This is a genomic window from Roseiarcus sp., assembly GCF_049514155.1.
GTDB lineage: Bacteria > Pseudomonadota > Alphaproteobacteria > Rhizobiales > Beijerinckiaceae > Roseiarcus.
The window spans coordinates 16,014-35,375 of sequence record NZ_JBEKVH010000023.1 but is presented as its reverse complement, the minus strand read 5'-3'; the positions used below and the strand labels follow the sequence as shown (position 1 = coordinate 35,375).

Annotated in this window: 20 protein-coding genes; 6 read left to right on the top strand and 14 right to left on the bottom strand. The window is 70.9% G+C overall.

The annotated features are described in order from the left end of the window. The 3 genes from ABSF49_RS05510 to ABSF49_RS05500 all read right to left on the bottom strand — a co-directional run. Positions 1-524, bottom strand: a 524-nt coding sequence (locus ABSF49_RS05510) for a sugar phosphate nucleotidyltransferase (RefSeq protein ID WP_424111629.1), incomplete at its 3' end; no start/stop codon positions are given. A gap of 98 nt (positions 525-622) precedes the next feature. After that, positions 623-1,015: an acyl-CoA thioesterase gene (locus tag ABSF49_RS05505; protein WP_424111628.1), complete on the bottom strand. Its 393-nt coding sequence runs from the start codon at positions 1,013-1,015 to the stop codon at positions 623-625. Between the two features lie 68 nt (positions 1,016-1,083). After that, the gene (locus ABSF49_RS05500; RefSeq protein ID WP_424111627.1) at positions 1,084-1,662 is read right to left on the bottom strand and encodes a biotin transporter BioY; all 579 of its coding nucleotides are present in this window, start codon (positions 1,660-1,662) and stop codon (positions 1,084-1,086) included. A 126-nt stretch (positions 1,663-1,788) separates the two neighbouring features. Between ABSF49_RS05500 and ABSF49_RS05495 the strand changes: the two genes are divergently transcribed. Continuing rightward, a complete protein-coding gene (locus ABSF49_RS05495; protein WP_424111626.1) occupies positions 1,789-2,694 on the top strand; it encodes an MBL fold metallo-hydrolase in 906 nt (301 codons plus the stop codon). Between the two features lie 3 nt (positions 2,695-2,697). Here ABSF49_RS05495 and ABSF49_RS05490 read toward each other — a convergent pair whose 3' ends face one another. From ABSF49_RS05490 to ABSF49_RS05475, 4 genes are all read right to left on the bottom strand, one after another. Continuing rightward, positions 2,698-3,477: a DUF1499 domain-containing protein gene (locus tag ABSF49_RS05490; protein ID WP_424111625.1), complete on the bottom strand. Its 780-nt coding sequence runs from the start codon at positions 3,475-3,477 to the stop codon at positions 2,698-2,700. 24 nt (positions 3,478-3,501) lie between these two features. Next, positions 3,502-3,981, bottom strand: a complete 480-nt coding sequence (locus ABSF49_RS05485; protein WP_424111624.1) for a pilus assembly protein N-terminal domain-containing protein — start codon at positions 3,979-3,981, stop codon at positions 3,502-3,504. 183 nt (positions 3,982-4,164) lie between these two features. After that, complete coding sequence (locus ABSF49_RS05480; protein WP_424111623.1) at positions 4,165-4,575, bottom strand: type II toxin-antitoxin system VapC family toxin; 411 nt, start codon at positions 4,573-4,575, stop codon at positions 4,165-4,167. Beyond that, on the bottom strand, positions 4,575-4,823 hold the full coding sequence (locus ABSF49_RS05475) for a type II toxin-antitoxin system Phd/YefM family antitoxin (protein ID WP_424111622.1): 249 nt from the start codon (positions 4,821-4,823) through the stop codon (positions 4,575-4,577). The genes ABSF49_RS05480 and ABSF49_RS05475 overlap by 1 nt, the downstream gene beginning before the upstream one ends. 312 nt (positions 4,824-5,135) lie before the next feature. On the opposite strand from ABSF49_RS05475, the gene ABSF49_RS05470 reads away from it, so the two are divergent. After that, positions 5,136-6,113 (top strand): homoserine O-acetyltransferase/O-succinyltransferase family protein, encoded by a 978-nt coding sequence (locus ABSF49_RS05470; RefSeq protein WP_424111621.1) that lies wholly within the window; start codon positions 5,136-5,138, stop codon positions 6,111-6,113. Between the two features lie 16 nt (positions 6,114-6,129). On the opposite strand, the gene ABSF49_RS05465 is transcribed toward ABSF49_RS05470, so the two are convergent. The 7 genes from ABSF49_RS05465 to ABSF49_RS05435 all read right to left on the bottom strand — a co-directional run bounded on the left by ABSF49_RS05465 (position 6,130) and on the right by ABSF49_RS05435 (position 16,362). Then, a complete protein-coding gene (locus ABSF49_RS05465) occupies positions 6,130-6,774 on the bottom strand; it encodes a CoA transferase subunit B (RefSeq protein ID WP_424111620.1) in 645 nt (214 codons plus the stop codon). A gap of 13 nt (positions 6,775-6,787) precedes the next feature. After that, positions 6,788-7,495, bottom strand: a complete 708-nt coding sequence (locus ABSF49_RS05460; protein WP_424111619.1) for a CoA transferase subunit A — start codon at positions 7,493-7,495, stop codon at positions 6,788-6,790. 98 nt (positions 7,496-7,593) lie between these two features. Continuing rightward, on the bottom strand, positions 7,594-9,384 hold the full coding sequence (locus tag ABSF49_RS05455; protein ID WP_424111618.1) for an AAA family ATPase: 1,791 nt from the start codon (positions 9,382-9,384) through the stop codon (positions 7,594-7,596). 194 nt (positions 9,385-9,578) lie between these two features. Beyond that, entirely contained in the window at positions 9,579-11,669 is a 2,091-nt protein-coding gene (locus ABSF49_RS05450; protein ID WP_424111617.1) for a hypothetical protein, read from the bottom strand. Beyond that, a complete protein-coding gene (locus ABSF49_RS05445; RefSeq protein ID WP_424111616.1) occupies positions 11,666-14,449 on the bottom strand; it encodes a DUF4159 domain-containing protein in 2,784 nt (927 codons plus the stop codon). Before ABSF49_RS05445 ends, ABSF49_RS05450 begins: the two co-directional genes overlap by 4 nt. A gap of 1 nt (position 14,450) precedes the next feature. Beyond that, positions 14,451-15,362, bottom strand: coding sequence for a DUF58 domain-containing protein (locus tag ABSF49_RS05440; protein ID WP_424111615.1), 912 nt, complete (start codon positions 15,360-15,362; stop codon positions 14,451-14,453). A gap of 4 nt (positions 15,363-15,366) precedes the next feature. After that, on the bottom strand, positions 15,367-16,362 hold the full coding sequence (locus ABSF49_RS05435) for an AAA family ATPase (RefSeq protein WP_424111614.1): 996 nt from the start codon (positions 16,360-16,362) through the stop codon (positions 15,367-15,369). 144 nt (positions 16,363-16,506) lie between these two features. Between ABSF49_RS05435 and ABSF49_RS05430 the strand changes: the two genes are divergently transcribed. From ABSF49_RS05430 to ABSF49_RS05415, 4 genes are read left to right on the top strand one after another with little or no spacing between them, the layout of a single operon-like run. Further along, positions 16,507-17,103, top strand: a complete 597-nt coding sequence (locus ABSF49_RS05430) for a DUF1285 domain-containing protein (RefSeq protein WP_490363316.1) — start codon at positions 16,507-16,509, stop codon at positions 17,101-17,103. After that, complete coding sequence (locus ABSF49_RS05425; RefSeq protein WP_424111612.1) at positions 17,100-17,756, top strand: CoA pyrophosphatase; 657 nt, start codon at positions 17,100-17,102, stop codon at positions 17,754-17,756. Before ABSF49_RS05430 ends, ABSF49_RS05425 begins: the two co-directional genes overlap by 4 nt. After that, positions 17,756-18,016, top strand: coding sequence for a DUF6111 family protein (locus ABSF49_RS05420; protein ID WP_424111611.1), 261 nt, complete (start codon positions 17,756-17,758; stop codon positions 18,014-18,016). Before ABSF49_RS05425 ends, ABSF49_RS05420 begins: the two co-directional genes overlap by 1 nt. Further along, positions 18,013-19,275, top strand: coding sequence for a CCA tRNA nucleotidyltransferase (locus ABSF49_RS05415; protein WP_424111610.1), 1,263 nt, complete (start codon positions 18,013-18,015; stop codon positions 19,273-19,275). The genes ABSF49_RS05420 and ABSF49_RS05415 overlap by 4 nt, the downstream gene beginning before the upstream one ends. The last annotated feature ends 87 nt before the right edge of the window (positions 19,276-19,362 follow it).

Sequence of the window (19,362 nt, the reverse complement as noted above, 5' to 3'; positions counted from 1 at the left end):
AAGGCCGCGACGCGGCGCGCGTTGCGAACGCCGAGCGAATCGCCGGGACGGATGTAGCCGTAACCGATCGCCGGCTCGGTCGGCGTCACGCCGAGCGTGACGATCGCGCCCTCGGCGGCGGCGGCTTCGGCGGCGGTGGCGCAGGCGGCGAGGAAGCCCTTCTGGTCGAGCACGACATGGTCGGCGGCGAAGACGGCGACGACGGTCTGCGGGTCGCGCGCCGCGCCGATCTCGGCGGCGATCGCCACCGCCGCGCCGGAATCGCGGCGCGCCGGCTCGATGACAATCTGCGCCTTGGCGCCGATCTCGTCGAGCTGCTCGCGCACCAGGAAGCGATAGTCGCGGTTGGTGACGACCACCGGCTCGTCGAACATCGGCGCGTCGACCCGCTTGATCGCCTGCTGGAAGGTCGAAGACGGGCCGATCAGCGGGATGAACTGCTTCGGCATCGATTCGCGCGATTCCGGCCACACCCGCGTGCCGGCGCCGCCGCACATGATGACCGGCAGGACTTTCCTCGCCATTTTAACCTCGACCATTCGCTGGCGGCTTTACGCCGCGCTCGAACTCTAGCGCTCGCGCGTAAAGATAGCATGAGCCGCGCCGGCGCGGCGACGCGCGCTCAAGGCAGCGTCATCGTCTCCATCAGCCGCCGGTGCGCCGCCGGAATCGGCGTCGGCCGGCCAGTCGCGCGCTCGACATAGACATGGGTCAATCGCCCCTCCGCGCTCGCCTGCGCCGCTCCCGCCTTGAACGCCGCCAGTCGATAGCGCACCGAGGAGCGGCCGAGATGATCGACCGCGAGGCCGACCTCGATCGGATCGGGAAACGACAGGGCCGAGTGGAAGCGGCAGTTGCTTTCGGCGACGATTCCGATGACCGGGCTCGACGCGGGGTCGAGCAGCCCCGCTTCGACCAGGATCGCGTTCACCGCCGCGTCGAAGAACGCATAATAGGCGACGTTGTTGAGATGCCCGTAGGGGTCGTTGTCGTTCCAGCGGGTGGTCAGCGGCACGAAGCGGGCGAAGGCGGCGCGGCCCGAAGGCGCGGCGCGCGCCGCGGAAGCGGATCGGCTCGCGCCGCTCAGCCGACGCTCCCGCGCGGCGCGAATCGACGCGCGGCGATCGCCAGCGCCGCGGCGAGCAGCGTCTTGGCGACGGTCGCCGCGTAGAACGGCGCGACGCCGACCGCCCAGGCCTTGCCGGCGCCCAGCGCCAGCGCCAGCCAGGCGAAGCCGGTCGCGAACAGGACGACATGGCCGAGCGCCATCGCGGCGAGGGCCAGCAGCCAGCCGCGCGTCCAGCCGCGCTCGGCGAGCGCGCCGACCAGCGCCGCGGCGAGCAGGAAGCCGACCAGGTAGCCGCCGGTCGGCCCGACGAGATAGGCGGGCCCGGCGGCGGCGCCGGCGAACACCGGCAATCCGATCAGGCCTTCGCCGAGGTAGAGCGCGACCGTCGCCGCGGCGAGGCGGGCGCCGAACAGGGCGCCGAGCGTCAGCACCGCCAGCGTCTGCAGCGTCATCGGCACCGGATAGAACGGAACCTCGACCTTGGCCGAGACGACGAGGACGAGCGCGCCCAGAAACGCCAGCGCCGCGCCGCGAAGACGCGCGCCCGCCGGCTTGGCGGCCGGGACAAAAGTCGCATTCGGACGGTCGGTCATGCAGGTCCTCTCCCGTAACCGCCGGCGTCGTTTCCCCCCGGCGGGATCGCGTTCGGCGACCGCAGCCGGTATAGACAAGCCCGCCGCGACGAACAAGCCGCGCGGCCTCTGGCTTGGGACCGACCTTTGGCTGAGCCGTCGAACGATCTGCCGCCCGCGGGGGGCGCCGAGAGGCCGCCGAGCGGCCTGACGCGGCTCAGCGAGCGCGTGCGCCGGATCATTGCCCCCAACCCCTCGCCGTTCACCTTCACCGGCACCTGCGTCTACATCGTCGGCGAAGGCGAAGTCGCGGTCATCGATCCCGGTCCGGCCGACCCGGCCCATCTCGACGCGCTGCTGGCGGCGATCCCGGGCGAGCGCGTCGCGCGCATCGTCGTCACCCACAGCCACCGCGACCACGCCGGCGGCGCGGCGCTGCTGAAGCAGCTCACCGGGGCGCCGATCGTCGGCGCGCGCCCCCATGTCGCCGCCGCAGCGCCGACGCGCGCCGACGCCGCGCATGCGCTCGATTACGCGCCCGACGAGGCGCTCGAGGACGGCGCGCGCGTCGCCGGACGCGGCTTCAGCCTCGAGGCGGTCGCCACGCCCGGCCACGCCGCCAACCACCTCAGCTTCGCGCTCGTCGAGGAGAACGCGCTGTTCTCCGGCGACCACGTGATGGCGTGGTCGACCTCGGTGATCGCGCCGCCGGACGGATCGATGCGCGCCTATCTCGCGTCGCTGGAAAAGGTGGCGCGGCGCAGCGAGGCGATCTACTGGCCCGGCCACGGCGGACCGGTGCGCCAACCGCAACGCACCGCGCGCGCGCTGATCAGCCACCGCCGCCAGCGCGAGGCGGCGATCCTGGCGCGGCTCGAGGCGGGCGAGGCGAGCGTCGCCGAGATCGTCGCGCGGGTCTACCCCGGCCTCGCGCCGGCGCTCGTCGCCGCAGCGCGCCTGTCGACGCTCGCCCATCTCGAGGACCTCGCCGAGCGCGGCCTGGCCTCGAGCGACGGCGCGATCGCGCTCGAGGCGCGGTTCCGCCGCGCCTGAGGTTCACGGCTCTTGCAGCGCGTCCTGCACCGCGGCGGCGAAATGCTCGAAGTGATGCGCGTTGGCGCCGAAGTCCTGGCGGCCGACACGCGACACCGAGCGCAGGTCGATGCGCGTCTGCGAGGCGAGCGGCCGCACGCGCACCGCGATGTCGTCGGCGAAGCCGAACACCGGCGAGCGGGCGATCGCCTCGATCTGCGCGACGCCGTCGACGCGCAGGTTCGGCGGATTGGAATCGACGATCTTCCAGCCGAGGTCCTTCGCCACCCTGAGCACGAGCTGGTAGGCCTGCGTCGGCTCGAGGTCGACCAGGATCGGCTGCACCTTGGGATAGGCGTCCTGCTGCAACGGCTTGTCTGCGGAGTCCCAGGCCGGCGGCGTCTGGCCCGCCCGCGCCGCGCGCGCCTTGGCCGAGATCATGAACGCCGGCGGCGAAGCGAAGTCGGTCGTCACGTCGGCGATCATCGGCAGCGGCAGCGCGATCGCGGCCAGGTAGGCAGGGTAGGCGAGCAGCGCGAGCGACAGAAAGCAGCCGAACGCGGCCTGACCGGCGCCTCGTCGGCCGGTGCGCCAGATGACCACGCCGGCCGAGCCGGCGAGCAGGAGAGCGAGAAATGCCAGCGTCAGCGCGGCGGCGAAAACGGTGAGGGCGGCCCCCGCGTCGACGCCAGCGAACCGCGCCAGCCCGACCGCGACGGCGGCGGCGGCGAGCGCGAACACAGCCGTCCGCAGACTCCAGACGGCCGCGCGCGAGTGCGGCTCCTCGACGATCAGGCGGCGCATCGCTGCGTCGCCGGGCGCTGTCGGTTAGTTGCTCGGCTTGCTGGCGGAAGCGCCGCCGGCGAGCGAGCTGTGGGCGGTGACTTGGCCGCTGGCGGTCGTGAACGCGGTGTTGTCATCGCCGACCTGGACCGTCGGCATGCAGAGCGGGTTGCACCAGTACGACTCGCGCTCGTTGCCGCGTTGCACCACGAGGACCGCCTTGGCCGCCTCGACCGCGATGCTCTTCTCGTCGATTATATTGCCCTGGGCGTCGAGCGCAATCAGGTTGGTCAGGCCGTAGCCTTTGCCGGTGACGACCATCGCCGCGCCGCCTTTGAGCATCGTCACGTCGGCGATCGCCGGATTGCCGACGACCAACGTGCGGGTGCCGGCCGGAAGCTGCGCGACCTTGGCCTGGTCGATGGTGACCGTGAGCATCGCCGGCGGGGCCGAAGCGGGCGCAGCGAGCGTCGCCGCAGGCGCGGCGCCGGCGAGGGCGAGGAGCAGGAGCACGCGAGGCGACATGGCTCGACCTTTCGGACGACGGGCGGGCATCGTCGAAACTGACTGGACCCATTTGGCCTCAAATTGGTGAATGAACCCTCAACGCGGGCGGAAGGCGCCGGGCGGGCTTAGCAAGCCCTTCACGGCGGCGTGAAAATTGAAACGCTCGGCACGGACCGGCCGATTGCGACGCGGTCGGGCGGCTCACGGAGCGGCGCCGATCACCTTGACCTGCTCGAGCCGCGCAGCGGCGGCAAGCGCGGCGTCGAACGTCGCCAGTTCGGCGCGTTCCTCGATCGCCAGCGACAGATAGGCCGCGTTGTAGGCGGTGAGGCGCCGCCTCACCGCGAGCTCGGCGATCCGCAGCGCGTCGCCGCCGCCGCAGTCGACGAGCGGAAGGCGTTCGGCCTGCACGACATTGTCGAAGTATTCTTCCTGCGACAAACGCCCGCGACGGAAGGCCGTCAGGAGCACGTTTCGCAGTTCGTGACGAAAGAGGCTAGGAACAACCGCGCGCTCCGCCGTCAAACGTCCGGCGACATCGTCGGCCGCGCGGTTCTCTTCATCGGCGAGGTACCAGGCGGCTGCAACTGACACATCGACGACAATGGTCATCAGCGAGAATGGCCTTCGTGTCGCCAGGCAAGGATTTCTTCTCGGCTCGCCCGACGGTTCGGGTTAGCGTCGCGCGCCGCCAAAGTCTCTTCGACGATCGCGCGGGCGCGCGCCTGCTCGGCGAGCGGCGCGAGCCGCGCCACCGGACGATTGTCGCGGGCGATCACGACGTCCTCGCCCGCCTCGACCTTGGCGACGAGCTCGGACAGCCGGGTCTTGGCTTCGCCGATATTGACAATGATGGTCATGGCGCGCCTCGGGGATGGTGAATCCTCAATAAGATAGGCGCGAGCGCGACTTGGTCAAGTACTTGGCCAAGCGGCGATCGCCTTGACGGCCCGGCCCCCGGCCCCTAAGTCTCGGGCGTTCGACGCCCAACCAGCGTCGACCCGCGGGATTTGACAGGATCAGCTTGCTGCCGCGTCACCAACAGCTAAAGCGTCACAGATCAGGAAGCCCCCTCAAAGCCTCCGCGCTGTGATCCTGGCAGGCGACTTCGTCGCCGGCGGTCGCCGTGGCGAAGTTCGCGCGTTTTGTCGTCGCGCGCTCAGGAGGTTCTCGTGCCGGTCATTGTCGCTTCCGAGGAAGCCCACCCGTTCCTGCCCACGCTCGCCAGCGGCGCGGCGATCGACCAGGGCCGCGCGCTGCATCAGGACATCCGCCCGCTGCACATCGCGATCCTCAACCTGATGGCCGACAAGATGACGACCGAGCGCCAGCTCGCCGCGTGGCTCGGCAGCACGCCGCTGCAGGTCAATCTGACCTTCGTCGCCACCGACGGCTACGTCCGCGCGGTCCGCAACGGACGCAAGAGCCGCAACACGCCGGCCGAGCACATCGTCAAGTTCTACAATCCGCTGAGCGATATCCGGGCCGACAAGTTCGACGGCCTGATCGTCACCGGCGTCAATGCGCTGGAACCGCGGGTCAGCGACGAAGCCTTCTGGCCGGAGGTGCAGGAGATTCTCGACTGGTCGGCGAGCCACGTGTTCTCGTCGCTCTATCTGTGCTGGGGCGCCAAGGCGGCGCTCAAGCACTTCCACGACGTCGAGAGCATCAAGGGCGAGCGCAAGACCAGCGGCCTCTTCCACCATCGCGTGCTCGAGGATAGGACCGGCCTGCTGTTCGGCTTTCCCGACGAATTCTCGGCCCCGGTGTCGCGCTGGAAGAACCCCGACAGGCAGGCGATCGCCAAGCGCCCGGGGCTGGAAGTCGTCGCCGTCTCCGAGGAGACCGGCCCCAACATCCTGGTCGAATCGGAGCCGTTCGGCGAGGCGGGCCGCCGCTTTCCGCGCCGCGCCTATGTCCTCAACCACCCCGAATACGAGACCGATTCGCTGCGCAACGAATATCTGCGCGACCGCGCGGTCGATCCGGCGACGCCGCTGCCGTTGCACTACTTCCCCGGCGACGACCCGACGAAAGCGCCGGTCAATCGCTGGCGCCACACCGCGCAACTCTACGCCAACTGGGTGAAACTGGTTTACGAGGCGACGCCGTACGACCGCGCGCGGATCCCCAACGTCGATCCGGCGTGAGGCGCGGGCGCGGCGGTCAGGCCAGCGCCACGCGGTAAGTCGCCTCGGTCTTGGCGGCGATCTCGTCGAGCGCAACGCCCGGCGCGAGCTCAATCAGCGCCATGCCGCGGTAGCCGTGCTTGTCGATCACGAACACGCCGAGATCGGTGATGACGAGATCGACCACGCGCCGGCCGGTCAGCGGCAACGTGCAATGATGCAGCAGCTTCGCTCCGTCCTTGGCGGCGTGCTCCATCACCACGACGATGCGCTTGACGCCGGCGACGAGGTCCATCGCTCCGCCCATGCCCTTGACCATCTTGCCGGGGATCATCCAGTTGGCGAGGTCGCCTTCCTCGGAGACCTGCATCGCGCCGAGGATGGCGAGATCGATGTGGCCGCCGCGGATCATCGCGAAGGAATCGGCGCTGGAGAAGTAGCTGGTCGTCGGCAGCTCGGTCACCGTCTGCTTGCCGGCGTTGATCAGGTCGGCGTCCTCTTCGCCCTCGAAGGGAAACGGCCCCGTGCCAAGCATGCCGTTCTCGCTCTGCAATTGCACGCTGACGCCGGCGGGAATGTGATTCGACACCAGCGTCGGAATGCCGATGCCGAGATTGACGTAGAAACCGTCCTTCAGCTCCTTGGCGGCGCGCGCCGCCATCTGCTCGCGGGTCCAGGCCATGGCCGGTCTCTCCTCAAGCCGCGTCGCGCTTGCGCAACGTTCGCTGCTCGATGCGCTTCGGCGCGTCGGGAACGGCGACGATGCGTTTGACGTAGACGCCTGGGGTCGCGATGGCGTCGGGGTCGAGTTCGCCCGCCTCGACGAGACGCTCGACCTCGGCAATGGTCAGCTTCGCCGCCGTCGCCATCGGCGGATTGAAGTTGCGCGCGGTCTTGCGGTAGACGAGGTTGCCTTCCCTATCGCCTTTCCAGGCGTGGACGAGCGCAACGTCGGCGGTGAGGCCGGTCTCCATCACGAACGTTTCGCCGTCGAAATCGCGGATTTCCTTGCCCTCGGCGACGATCGTGCCGACGCCGGCGCGGGTGAAGAAGGCGGGAATGCCGGCGCCGCCGGCGCGGATGCGCTCGGCGAGCGTGCCCTGCGGATTGAACTCCAGCTCGAGCTCGCCGGCGAGGTATTGCGCGGCGAAGATCTTGTTCTCGCCGACGTAGCTCGAGATCATTTTCCGGATCTGCCGCGACTCGAGCAACAGGCCGAGGCCGATCCCGTCGACGCCGGCGTTGTTGGAGACGACGGTCAGGTCTCTGACGCCCGACTGGCGCAACGCTTCGATCAAGGTCTCGGGGATGCCGCAGAGGCCAAACCCACCCGACATGATCGTCATGCCGTCCCTGAGAACGCCGGCCAGGGCGTCCTCGGCGCTCGCGTAGACCTTGTTCATGATCCCTCCCATCGAGGATCAGAACTCAGTATCGGCGCGATGCGGCGGCGGCAAGGGCGGAGCGGGCGCCGGGGAAACGGACCCCCGCCGCCCGACCTTCAGGGCAACTGCGACAGGACCGGCCGCATCGGCTCCGGCCAGCCCGTCGGCGTTACGGCCTGAGGCGGCCGTTCGCCCTGCTCGAGCTTCTGCAACAGCGACAGCGCCTCGGCGAGCGCGGCGCCGGCGCCCGCCTGCGGGGTCGGCTTCGGAATCGCGATCGATTTGATCCCCTCGATCCCCGGTTCGAAATCCGAATATTCGGCGGCGCGATGGGCGAGCCGGGCGCGCTTGACGCCGGCCTTGACGAATTCCTCGATGTGCGCGGGAACGAGTTGCAGGTGGCCGAATTCCCTCGCCAGCGCCATCTGCAGACGCCGGCGGGTCAGCTTGTCCGAGACGCTGAAACGATCGAGATAGAGCTCGAGGACGCGCAGCTTCTCGTCGTCGGTCGGATAGCCCATGCGGACATGGGCGTCGAAGCGGCCGGCGCGGCGCGACAGCGCCAGGTCGATCGCCTCGAAGTAATTGGTGGTGGCGATGGTGATGACGTCGGGATAGGCCGAGGTTCCCGACAGCACCTGCAGAAGCTCGCCGGTCAAGTCGTCCTTGACGGTGAAGGAATTCGGGTTCTGGCGCCCCTTGGTCATCAGGTCGAGGTCTTCGAGGATCACCACCGCCGGCGACAGCGCCTGGGCGAGTTGGTAGATCGCGCGAATCCGGTCGACCGCCTCGACGAAGAGGATCGTCGCCTCGCCGGCGACGCCGTTGGCGAAACATTCGATCGCCGTCGACTTGCCGTCGCCGGGCGGTCCCGACAGCAGCAGGCCGCGCTTGATCGTCAGCCCTTCCGCCTTCAGCATTTCGCGATTGCGAATCGAGGCGGTGATGAAGTCCAGCTCTTCCTTGGTCCGCCCGTTGGGGATGATGTCGGCCCAGGAGCGGTCGGAAATGCGCGAACGCACGGTCCAGACGTCGCGATTGACCAGCACGACGCGATTCTTGAATGGGTCGGCCTCTTGCAGCAGATGGCGCGTCAGCCCGACCACTTCGGCTTCGTCGGCTTCGCGATAGACAAGGCCGACGCTGTCGATGACGACGCCATGCGGCGGGTCGACGCGGCGCGTTCCCTGCAGGATCAGCATGAACTGCCCGCCGCTGCCCGGCGCGACGCCGCGAAAGACGGTGCGTGGCCGCAGCACCCGCAGTTCGCCGTCGATGTCGAGCGTGACCTTGCCGGGCGTGACGCGCGGGTTGATCGCCTGTTGCTCGGCGACGCCCAGGCCCTCCAATTCGCTCAGCCACAGCCAGCCCGGCGTTTCGCTGAGCTTGCGGCTGAGCAGCGCCAGCGTCGCCTCGTTGGCGGGCAGGCTCAAGATCCCCGGCTCTCCGTCGCCGCAAAAGATCCGGAACAGCGTCGCGTAGCCGATCCGCGGCGCGCCGGAACGCTTCGCCTGCTTGTGCTGGGTGGCGAGGTAGCCGAGCGAGGCGGCCAGCGACGCGAAGCCGCGAATCGAGTCTTCGGGGATGTCGGCGATCAACTGGTCCTTCAACGTCAGCGACGCGGCGGCCGATTCGGCGAACAGGCGCTTGATGACCGGGCTGCTGGCTTCGCTGGCGCCGTCCGAGGGTTCATAGACGCCGTAGATGAACTCGCCCTCGGCGTCGGCGCCGTAGACTGTCGCGGTGACGTTGAGACTGCCGCCGAGCATCTCGGCGGCCCGGCGAGCCGCGGCGGCGCCCACGGCCGAGCGCTCCTCGATCACTTTCTGGCCGGCGGCCTCTGAGGCGCAGCGGACGACGAATTTCTGCCCCTCGGATCTGCGCTTGCCTTCGAGCTTGACCCACATTTCGACTGACCCCGGCGCTGAGCGTGAAGGGCGTTCGGATCGATCGAGATCGCTCCGCTGCGAGGCGCCCCTGCCGTTTGGTAAGCCAACATTCCCAAAATTACGTTTGGGAAGATCGGTCGCATTTTTCGCAATTTCGTCGAAAAGCGCGCCTTGGCCGCCCGCATCGGGCGAAAGGCGTTCGCGGCCAATGGTTAACGCGTTGCGCCGCCGCCTTCGCGCCGCCACACCCACACCAGCGCGCCGAGCAGCAGCGCCAGGCCGAGGAAGCCGATGGCGAGCGGCGTCTGCCGGACGCCGATCAGCGCGCTCGCGCCGGCGCGCTTGATCCCGATGTAGTCCGAGCCGGAATAGCTCGGCGAGGGCTGCATCGCCACGACGCGCGGCAGCGTGATCGCATCCTCGGCGCCGCGCGCGAGACGATGGACGCCGCCGCCGGTCGCCTCGGCGAGGGGCCTCAGCTTCTCCGGCGTCGACACCACGTCCTGGAACTCGACCGGGTTTTGCGGCCCGACCACCGCCAGCGCGACATGCTCGCCGTCGCTGGCGCGATAAAGCCCGTCCTCGTCGACGGTGAACGTCGCGCGCGACAGGCCGGGCGCCGCCGGCGCGAGCTGCACGCTCGTCGTCTTGCCGTCCGGGCCGGTCACCGTCGCCGGCGGGACTTCGCCCTTCAGGCTCTGGCGCTCGATCGTCAGGTCGCGCCCGTTGGCGCGCAGGCGCAGCGCCTCCTCCTCGAGGTCGGGCTCCTTCATCAGCCAATGGGCGAGTCGGCGCAGAAGGTCGAGATAGGGGCCGCCGCCGTCGAAGCCGCGCGCCCACAGCCACATCTGGTCGGAGAGCAGCAGCGCGACGCGCCCCTTGTCGACCCGGTTCAGCACCAGCAGCGGCGCATTGCCGACGCCCTGCATCAGCGTCGATCCGCCGGTCGGTTCGCCGCCGATCTGCCTCAGCCAACGCCCCCAGGCGGGCGGGTCGGCGTCGGCGCCGGCGAGGCCGCGCGTCACCGGATGCTTGGCGCCGTCGGGCGAGATCTCGGCGCGGAAGGGCTCGTCGAACTCCTCGCCGGTCGGCCGGGCCGGGGCGATCGCGCCGAGCGGCGTGGCGAACAGTCCGTCCGGCGTGCCGTAGGCCGGCCCCTCGGCCATCAGCAGCGCGCCGCCGTTGCGGACATAGGCGACGACGTTGTCGAGATAGAAGCGCGGCAGAATCGCCTGGCTCGAATAGCGGTCGAAGATGATGAGATCGAAATCCTTGATCTTCGGACCGAACAGGTCGGCGACGGGAAAGGCGATCAGCGACAGCTCGTTGATCGGCGTGCCGTCGGAGGCCTTCTCCGGCGGGCGCAGGATGGTGAAATGGACCAGATCGACGTTGGCGTCGGACTTCAGCAGGTTGCGCCACATGCGCTCGCCCTGGTGCGGCTCGCCCGACACCAGCAGCACGCGCAGCTTGTCGCGCACGCCCTCGATCGCGAGGACCGCCTTGCGGTTGCGGTCGGTGATCTCGTCTTTCACCGGGGCGACTTCGAGTTCGACGACATTGGGGCCGGCGTGGTCGATCGGCGCCTTGATCTGCAGGTCCTGTCCGACCTCGGCGTCCAGCGTCGCGATCGTCTGGCCGTCGCGGCGCACGGTAACGGTCGCCGGCTCGCCCTGGTCGTTGGAATCGACGATTCGCGCGACGATCGTCTGGTCCTTGCCGACGATGCCGAAGCGCGGCGCCTCGATCAGCTCGATGCGGCGGTTGCGCTCGCCTTCATGGCCGGTGACGAGTACGTGCACCGGCGCGTCGAAGCCGAGCGCGCCGGGCGCAGCGGGAATGTCGTTGGCGTTGCCGTCGGTGAGCAGCACCGCGCCGCCGACCCGCTCCGGCGGCGTATCGGCCAGCGCCGAGCGCAGCGCGGCGAACAGTTGCGTGCCGCGATTGTCGGGGTCGCCGCGCGGCGTCTCGACCACGCGGACCTCGACATTGTCGAGCGCGGCGAGACGCTTTTCGAGCTCGGCGCGCGCCGCGGCGGTCTGGCGCGGCCGTTCGCCGATCTGGTTTGACTCCGACTGATCGACCACCAGCGCGACCACATCCTTCAACGGCCGGCGATCTTCCTTCACCAGCGACGGGTCGGCGAGTGCGAGCAACAGCAACGCACAGGCGAGCGCCCGCAGCGCCGCCGCGCTCGGGCGCCGCCACGCCGTCAGCGCCACCATCGCCAGCGCCGCGACGGCGAGCGCGATCATCGCGGCTTGTGGCAGCGGCGGGGCGAAGGCGATCGACCACGCGTTCAATGCGACAGCCTTTCGAGGAGGTCCTTGGCGTGGACCTGATCGGCCTTGTAGGTGCCGGTCAGCGTGTACATCACCAGATTGACGCCGCCGCGCAGCGCCATTTCGCGCTGGCGCGGCCCGCCGGGAATCAGCGGATAGAGCGGACGCCCTTCGGGGTCGGAGGCCCAGGCGGCGGCGAGGTCGTTCGAGGTGACGACGATCGGCGACACGCTGTCGCCGGCGCGCGCCGGACGCGGGATGCGGTCATTGGGATCGGGCGGCGGCAAAGCCTCGATCCAGGTCTGGCCGTCCTCGGTGCGGCCGACGAAGCGGTCGATGAGATAAAAGGTCTTGGTGACGACGTGGTCGCGCGGCACCGGCTCCAGTTCGGGCACGTCGACGCCGGCGAGCAGCGTGCGCAGCCACAGGCCTTCCGGCGTCGGCCGGCCATCGGGGCTCTGGTTCAGCGCGTCGCGGGTGTCGAAGACGATCGTGCCGCCGTCCTTCATGAACGACGCGACGCGCGCGACCGCGGCGGGCGGCGGCTGCGGCCGTCCGGCGACGATCGGCCAATAGAGCAGGGGATAGAAGCTGAGGTCGTCGCGGGCGGGATCGACGGCGATCGGATCGGCGATCTGCGCCGAGGTGCGCTCGCCGAGCACCCGCGCCAGCGTGACGAGGCCGAGGCGCGTGGTCTCGTCGACCGTCGCGTCGCCGGTCTCGACGTAAGCGAGATGGGTCTGGCGCGCCGCGTCGGCGTCGCGGGCCGAAATCGGCGCGTCGGCCGCGCGCGCCTGCGGCGCCGGGATCGCCGCCCCGGCCAGCGCGGCGATGACGACGAGCGCCGCGGCGGCGGGCTTAGCGAAGCGCGGCGGGCGGCCGAGCCACAGGCTGGCGAGGCCGTCGGCGAGGAAGCCGATGAGGGCGGCGAGCAGCAGCCACGGCTTGAGATCGAGCGGTTCGGCGACGTCGAGACCGCCGGCGGCGATCGTCACGGCGCCGTAATCGGCGGGCGCGAGCGCCGCGCCCGGCGCGAGGGCGTTGACCGCTTCGAGCGCATCGGCGGGGCCGTAGAAGCCGGGCGGATGGCGCGCGTCGCCAGGACCGGCGAAATCGGCGCCGATCGGCGCGGCTTCGGCCGGCGGGCTCCCAAGCGCGCCAAAGCCGTCGAGGGTGCGATAGGGCGCGCGCGTCGCCTCGCCGCTCGCCTTCTCGGCGGCGCTCGATTCGGCCGGGGCCGGCCCGGCGCGGGCGACGACCCGGCGCAGCATGTCGACGAACAGGCCGGACAGCGGCAGGTTCGACCAGGTCGTGTCGGCGGTGACGTGGAAGAGGACAATGAGTCCCTTGCCGCGCGGCGCGGCGGTGACCAGAGGCGTGCCGTCGGCGAGCCGCGCCCAGGTCTTGCCGGCAAGCCCCGGCTCCGGCTCGGCGAGCACCTGACGCGACACCGTCACTTCGTCGGGCGCGGCGAGACCGAAGAACGGGCTCTCCTTGTCGAAGGCGGCGATATGCTTGGGCGTCTCCCATGACAGCGCGCCGCCGAGCGTGCGGCCGCCGCGCCTCAGCGCGGTCGGCGTCAGGTCGTCGTCGCCGGCGGCGAGCCGCGTGCCGGCGAAGCGCAGCAGCACGCCGCCCGATTCGACGAAGGCGGCGAGCTTGTCGTGCGCCGGGCCGGGCGGCACGCTCATATCGGCGAGCGCCATGACCGACGGCTTCTCGGCGAGCAGCGCTTCGATCGTGTCGCCGCCCGCCTCGCCGCCCTCGCGGACCTCGGCGTAGGGCGCGAGCGCGCGCGTGATGTAATAGGCCGGCGACAGCAGCGGCTGGGCGACGTCGGCGCTCGCGCCGGAAAGGATCGCGACGCGGCGTCGGCGCGAGCGTTCGTCGACCAGCCAGGTCGCGCCGGCCGAGGATTCGTCGGCGACGACGAGGCGGGCGATCTGATTGCGCAGCTCGACCGGCAGATCGAACTTCGCGTCGGTCGCGCGGCCCAGAGCGAAGTCGAAGGACGCCTCGCCGACCGACCGGCCCTGCGCGTCGAGCGCGCGCACGGCGCCCGCGCGCCGCCCGTCGGCGCCGGCGCGAGTGAGATGCGCCTGCAGCGCGCCGGCGAGATTGTCGGCGCCGGCGATGGCGATCGCCGTGGTCTTGTCGAGCACGACCGACAGCTTGTGGCCGCGCGCGGCCTCGGAAAGCGCGTGGGCGAATGCCGTCGCGCCGCCGAACTCGACCCCGTCGGCGATCCACACGACTTCGGTCTGCGGGTTGGCGGCGAGGAAACGGGCGATCGGCGGCAGCGTCGCCAGGCGTTGCGGTTGGTAAGGAACGGGCGCGAGCGCGCGCAGGCGATCCGCGCCGCGCGGCGCGTCGAGCGCGGCGAGCTCCAGGCCGCCTTGCGACGTCGGCGCCAGCGCGACGAGCCGCCCGGCGCGCGTCGCCGCTTCGAGCGCGGCGCGCGCATAGGCTGCGCGGCGCTCCCAGCTCGGCGCCGCCGCCCAACCGTCGTCGAGAACGATCAGCAACGGCCCGTCGCCTTTGCCGGGCAAGGCGTTCCAGATCGGCCCCGCCATCGCCACGATCACCAGCCCCGCCACGACGATGCGCAGCAGCAACAGCGGCCACGGCGTCTTGGCCGGCGTCGCGTCCTTGCGGTCGAGGCCGATCAGCAATCGCAGCGGCGGAAAGACGACCTCGCGCGGGCGCGGCGGCGTCACCTTGAGGAAGAGATAGAGCGCCGCCAGCAGCGCCAGCGCGGCGAGCGCCGCCGGCGCGGCGAAAGCGAGCGGCAGGCCCAGCATCTCAGACGCTCCAGCCGGCGCGCGCCGGCTCTGGCCCGGCCAGACGCGCCCGCAAAGCGAGCAGCGCCTGCGCCGCCGAGGCGTCGGTGCGGTGTAGGGCGAAGCCCCAGCCGCGCGCCGTACAGGCCGCGCGCACCGCCTCGCGATGGTCGGCGAGCCGCTCGAGATAGGGATCGCGCAAGCTCTGGGCGCGCGGCGCGCGCAACCGGTCGGGCCCCGCGGCGGCGAGGAACTCGGTGTGGCCTTCGAACGGAAAGGTCTCCTCGATCGGGTCGGCGATCATCAGCGCCTGACCTTCGGCGCCGCTCGCGGCGAAGCTGGCGATCGTCGCTTCGACCGCCGACGCCTCGGAGAGGAAATCGCCGATCAGCGCCGCTTTGGTCCGCGGCTTGAGCGGCGCCGCCGGCGGCAGGCCGACGGCGGCGATTCCGCGCCGCTCCTCGGCCGCCACCGCCTCGGCGAAGCGCTCGATGACGTCGCGTCCGGCGAGCGGCGGGGTCAGACCGATGAGCCCGGCGCGCTCGCCGCCGCGCACGGCGAGATCGGCGAGCGCGAACGCAAGCAGCGCGGCCCGGTCGACCTTGGCGCAGGGCGCGAGCGACGAAGCGAACGTCATCGACGGCGAGCGATCGAACCAAATCCAGATCGTGTGCGAAGCCTCCCATTCGCGCTCGCGCACGAAGGCGCGGTCTTCGCGCGCCGAGCGGCGCCAGTCGACCCGCGCCGCCGGCTCGCCGGAGATGAACGGGCGGAACTGCCAGAAGGTTTCGCCCGGCCCGGCCTGTCGTCTTCCGTGGACGCCGTGCAGCAGCGAATGCGCGATCTGGCGCGCGGACACCACGAGGCTCGGCAGGCGCGCCGCCAGCGTCGACGCCTCGTGGCGGATGCGTCGCTCGGAGGCCGACGCCGCCATCGCCTCAGCCAAGCGTTCTTGCGACCAGTCGCGCGACCACGGCGGGGATCGTCTCGCCGTCGGCGCGCGCGGCGTAGCTCAGCGCCATGCGGTGCTTCAGCACCGGCTCGGCGAGCGCGGCGATGTCGTCGCGCGACGGCGCGAAGCGGCCGTCGACCAACGCGCGGGCGCGGCAGGCGAGCATCAAAGCCTGGGCGGCGCGCGGGCCCGGCCCCCAGGCGATCGGCTTGGTGAGCTCCGGATCGCCTTCGCCGGGGCGGGCGGCGCGGACGAGATCGAGGATCGACTCGACCACGCTTTCGCCGATCGGCGCGCGCCGCACCAGACGTTGCGCCGCCATCAGCTCGGCGGCGGTCATCGCCGGCTTCGGCTTGGCCTCGTTGTCGCCGGTGGTCTCGATCAGGATGCGGCGCTCGGCGTCGCGGTCGGGATAGCCGACGTCGATCTGCATCAGGAAGCGGTCGAGCTGCGCCTCGGGCAGGGGGTAGGCGCCTTCCTGCTCGAGCGGGTTCTGCGTCGCCAGGACGTGGAAGGGCGCCGGCAGGTCGTGGCGCGTCCCGGCGACCGTGACATGGCGTTCCTGCATCGCCTGCAGCAGCGCCGACTGGGTGCGCGGGCTGGCGCGGTTGATCTCGTCGGCCATCAGCAGCTGGGCGAAGATCGGCCCCTTGATGAAGCGGAAACTGCGGCTGCGGTCGAGGCCCTCTTCCATCACCTCGGCCCCGAGAATGTCGGACGGCATCAGGTCGGGGGTGAACTGCACCCGCAGCGCCTCGAGCCCCATGACGATTCCGAGCGTCTCGACCAGCTTGGTCTTGGCGAGGCCGGGAACGCCGATCAACAGTCCGTGCCCGCCGGCGAGCAACGTCACCAGCGCCTGCTCGACCACCCGTTCCTGGCCGAAGATCACTGCGCCGATCGCCTCGCGCGCCGCGGCGACGCGCGCCAGCGTCGCTTCGGCGGCCTTCACCATGCTGGCGTCGAGTTCGGCGACGGTCATGCTCTCTCCTTTGGCCGAACGGCGGATCAGGCGAGCGGCGCGGGCGAATTCCCCTTCGCCGGCGACCGCACTAGATTGAAGCGACGCCTGCCGAAAACAAGGCGTAACATACGGACGGGATTGTTGCCCACAAACAAGCGCGAGATTGTGGCGGCCGGCGACGCGCCGGAAAGCGCTCTCGGCGGCCTCGCCGAAGCGGCGGCGGCGGCGGCGCGCGGCCGCGGCCCGGCGCCGGTTCATCTGTGGAATCCGCCCTATTGCGGCGAGATCGACATGCGCATCGCCGCCGACGGGACCTGGTTCTATGGCGGCTCGCCGATCGGCCGGCCGGCTCTGGTCAGGCTGTTCGCCTCGATCCTGCGCAAGGACGTTGACCGTCACGTTTTGGTGACCCCGGTCGAGCGGGTCGGAATCGCGGTCGACGACGCGCCGTTCGTCGCCGTCGAGATGGAGGTCGGCGAAGCGGGGGGCGCGCGGCGGCTCGCCTTTCGCACCAACGTCGACGATTTCGTCGCCGTCGACGCCGATCATCCGCTGCGCTTCGAACGCGCCGCCGCCGACGGGATCAAGCCCTACGTCCGGGTGCGCGGCGATCTGTGGGCGCTGGTCAAGCGCGCGCTCTATTACGATCTCGTCGCTTTGGGAGAAGTCGCGCCGATGAATGGCGAAGATTGGTTCGGCGTCCGCAGCGGCGGACAGTTTTTCGCCATCGCCCGCGCCAGCGAGATCGAGGGACTGTGAGCGATTCGCCCTCGCCGAGCGCGTTGACCGTCGACGGCCTGCGCCGCCTGGCGCGGGCGCGGCTCGCCGCCGAGCCGGCGGCCGACGCCTATTCCTCGCTGCTGGCGAGACGCGGCGACCACGCCCTCGACGGCCTGACGATCGATCCGCAGACCGTCGCGGCGGCGCGGCCGGCGGCGGTGCTGGCGCCGATCATCCCGCGGCCGCAGGGGTTGACGGTGCTTTTGACCCTGCGCGCCGCGCATCTGCGCAGCCATTCCGGCCAGGTCGCGTTCCCCGGCGGCAAGATCGACGCCGGCGAAACGCCGGCCGAGACGGCGCTGCGCGAGGCGCGCGAGGAGATCGGCCTCGCGTCCAGCCTGGTCGAGCCGCTCGGCTGGCTCGACCCCTATCTCACCGGCACCGGCTATCGCGTCACGGCGCTGGTGGCGCTGATCGACCCCGCTTTCGCGCCGACGCTCAACCCGGACGAGGTCGCCGACGCGTTCGAGACGCCGTTCGCCTTCCTGATGGACGCCGCCAACCACCGGCTGGAGGAGCGGCAATGGCGCGGCCGGACGCGAAAATTCTACGCAATGCCCTATGGCGAGAGGTATATCTGGGGCGTCACGGCCGGCATCCTGCGAAATCTGTACGAGAGGCTGTTCACCTGATGTGGCGCCCCATCGCCGAATCGCTCGGCCTGTTCTTGCTGCCGTTCCTGCTGTTCGCGGTCTATCTCGCGCTCAGGATGCGCTGGCCGCTGGCGATCGAGCATTGGACGCGCAGCCGGGTCGCGGCCCTGGTGATCGCCGGCCTCGCGGCGGCGCTGGCCGGACTGATCGGCGCATCGCTGTTCGCGCCGCGCGGCCAAGGCGTCTACATCCCGGCCCGCGTCGAAAACGGCGTTCTCGTGCCGGGGCGGATCGAATGAACGCCCTGCCCGGCTTGCGCGACGGGCGGCTCGCCGACCGTCGCCTGCTCGAGACCGGCCGGCTCGCCCGCGCGCTCGCGGCGCTAAACGGCGAAGGCGAAGAGACTCGACTGGTCGGCGGCGCGGTGCGCGACCTCGCGCTCGGCGAAGCGGTCGGCGATTTCGACCTCGCCACCACCGCGCGGCCGGAAGTCGTGATGAAGCGCGCGCGCGCCGCGGGCTTCGGCGTCGCGCCGACCGGCCTCGCCCACGGCACGGTGACCTTGATCATCGAGGGAAAGCCGATCGAGGCGACGACGCTCAGGCGCGACGTCGACACCGACGGCCGCCACGCGAAGGTCGCGTTTGGCCGCGACTTCCGCGACGACGCGCTCAGGCGCGACTTCACCATCAACGCCCTGTCGCTCACCCTCGACGGAATCGTGCACGATTACGTCGGCGGGCTCGCCGATCTCGTCGACCGTCGCGTCCGTTTCATCGGCGAGGCGCGCCTGCGCATCCGCGAGGACTACCTGCGCATCCTGCGCTTCTTCCGCTTCTCCGCCCGCTACGGCGACGGCCGGCTCGACAGCGCGGGCTTCGAGGCCGCGATCGCCGAGCGCGAGGGTCTGGCGATCCTTTCGCGCGAGCGGGTGCGCGCCGAGCTGATGAAGCTGTTCGTCGCGCCGCGCGCGCCGCAAACGCTCGCCGCGATTGGCGAAGCGGGACTGCTTCAGCCGCTGGTCGCCGGCCAGACCGATTGGGCGCGCCTCGCCCGCCTCGCGGCGATCGAGGCGGCGTCGGAAACGGCGCCCGACCCGCTGCTGCGCCTCGGCGCACTCTGCGTGCGGATCGAGGAGGATTCCGAACGGCTGCGCGAACGATTGCGTCTCTCCAACGCCGAGGCCGAGCGGCTGGCGGTCGTCGCCCGCGGTCTCGCCGACCTGCACGACGGCGAGACGCCGCCGGGGCTCGGCGCATTGCGGCGGCTGCTGTTCGAGCGCCACCGCCAGGGCGCGCTCGACGCGCTCGCCCTGTTCCACGCCGACAGCGGCGCGCCACCCAACGATTGGCGCTTCGCGCGCGCGCGCGCCTTCCTCTCCGCGACCCCGGAGCCGACGCTGCCGATCACCGGCGCCGACGTCGTCGCGCGCGGCGTCACCCACGGCCAGCGCATCGGCGCGACGCTGAAGAAGTTGCAGGCTTTGTGGATCCGCGCCGGCTTCCCGCGCGAGCCGGAGGCGTTGGCGCGGCTGCTCGACGAGGCGCTGAAGCCTTGAGCCGGCTTGCCGACGCGGGCGGCAGGAGCTAGCCAGAGGCGGCCGCGCCGTCCCTTCTCCCCGCGAGCGGGGAGAGGGGCGATGCGG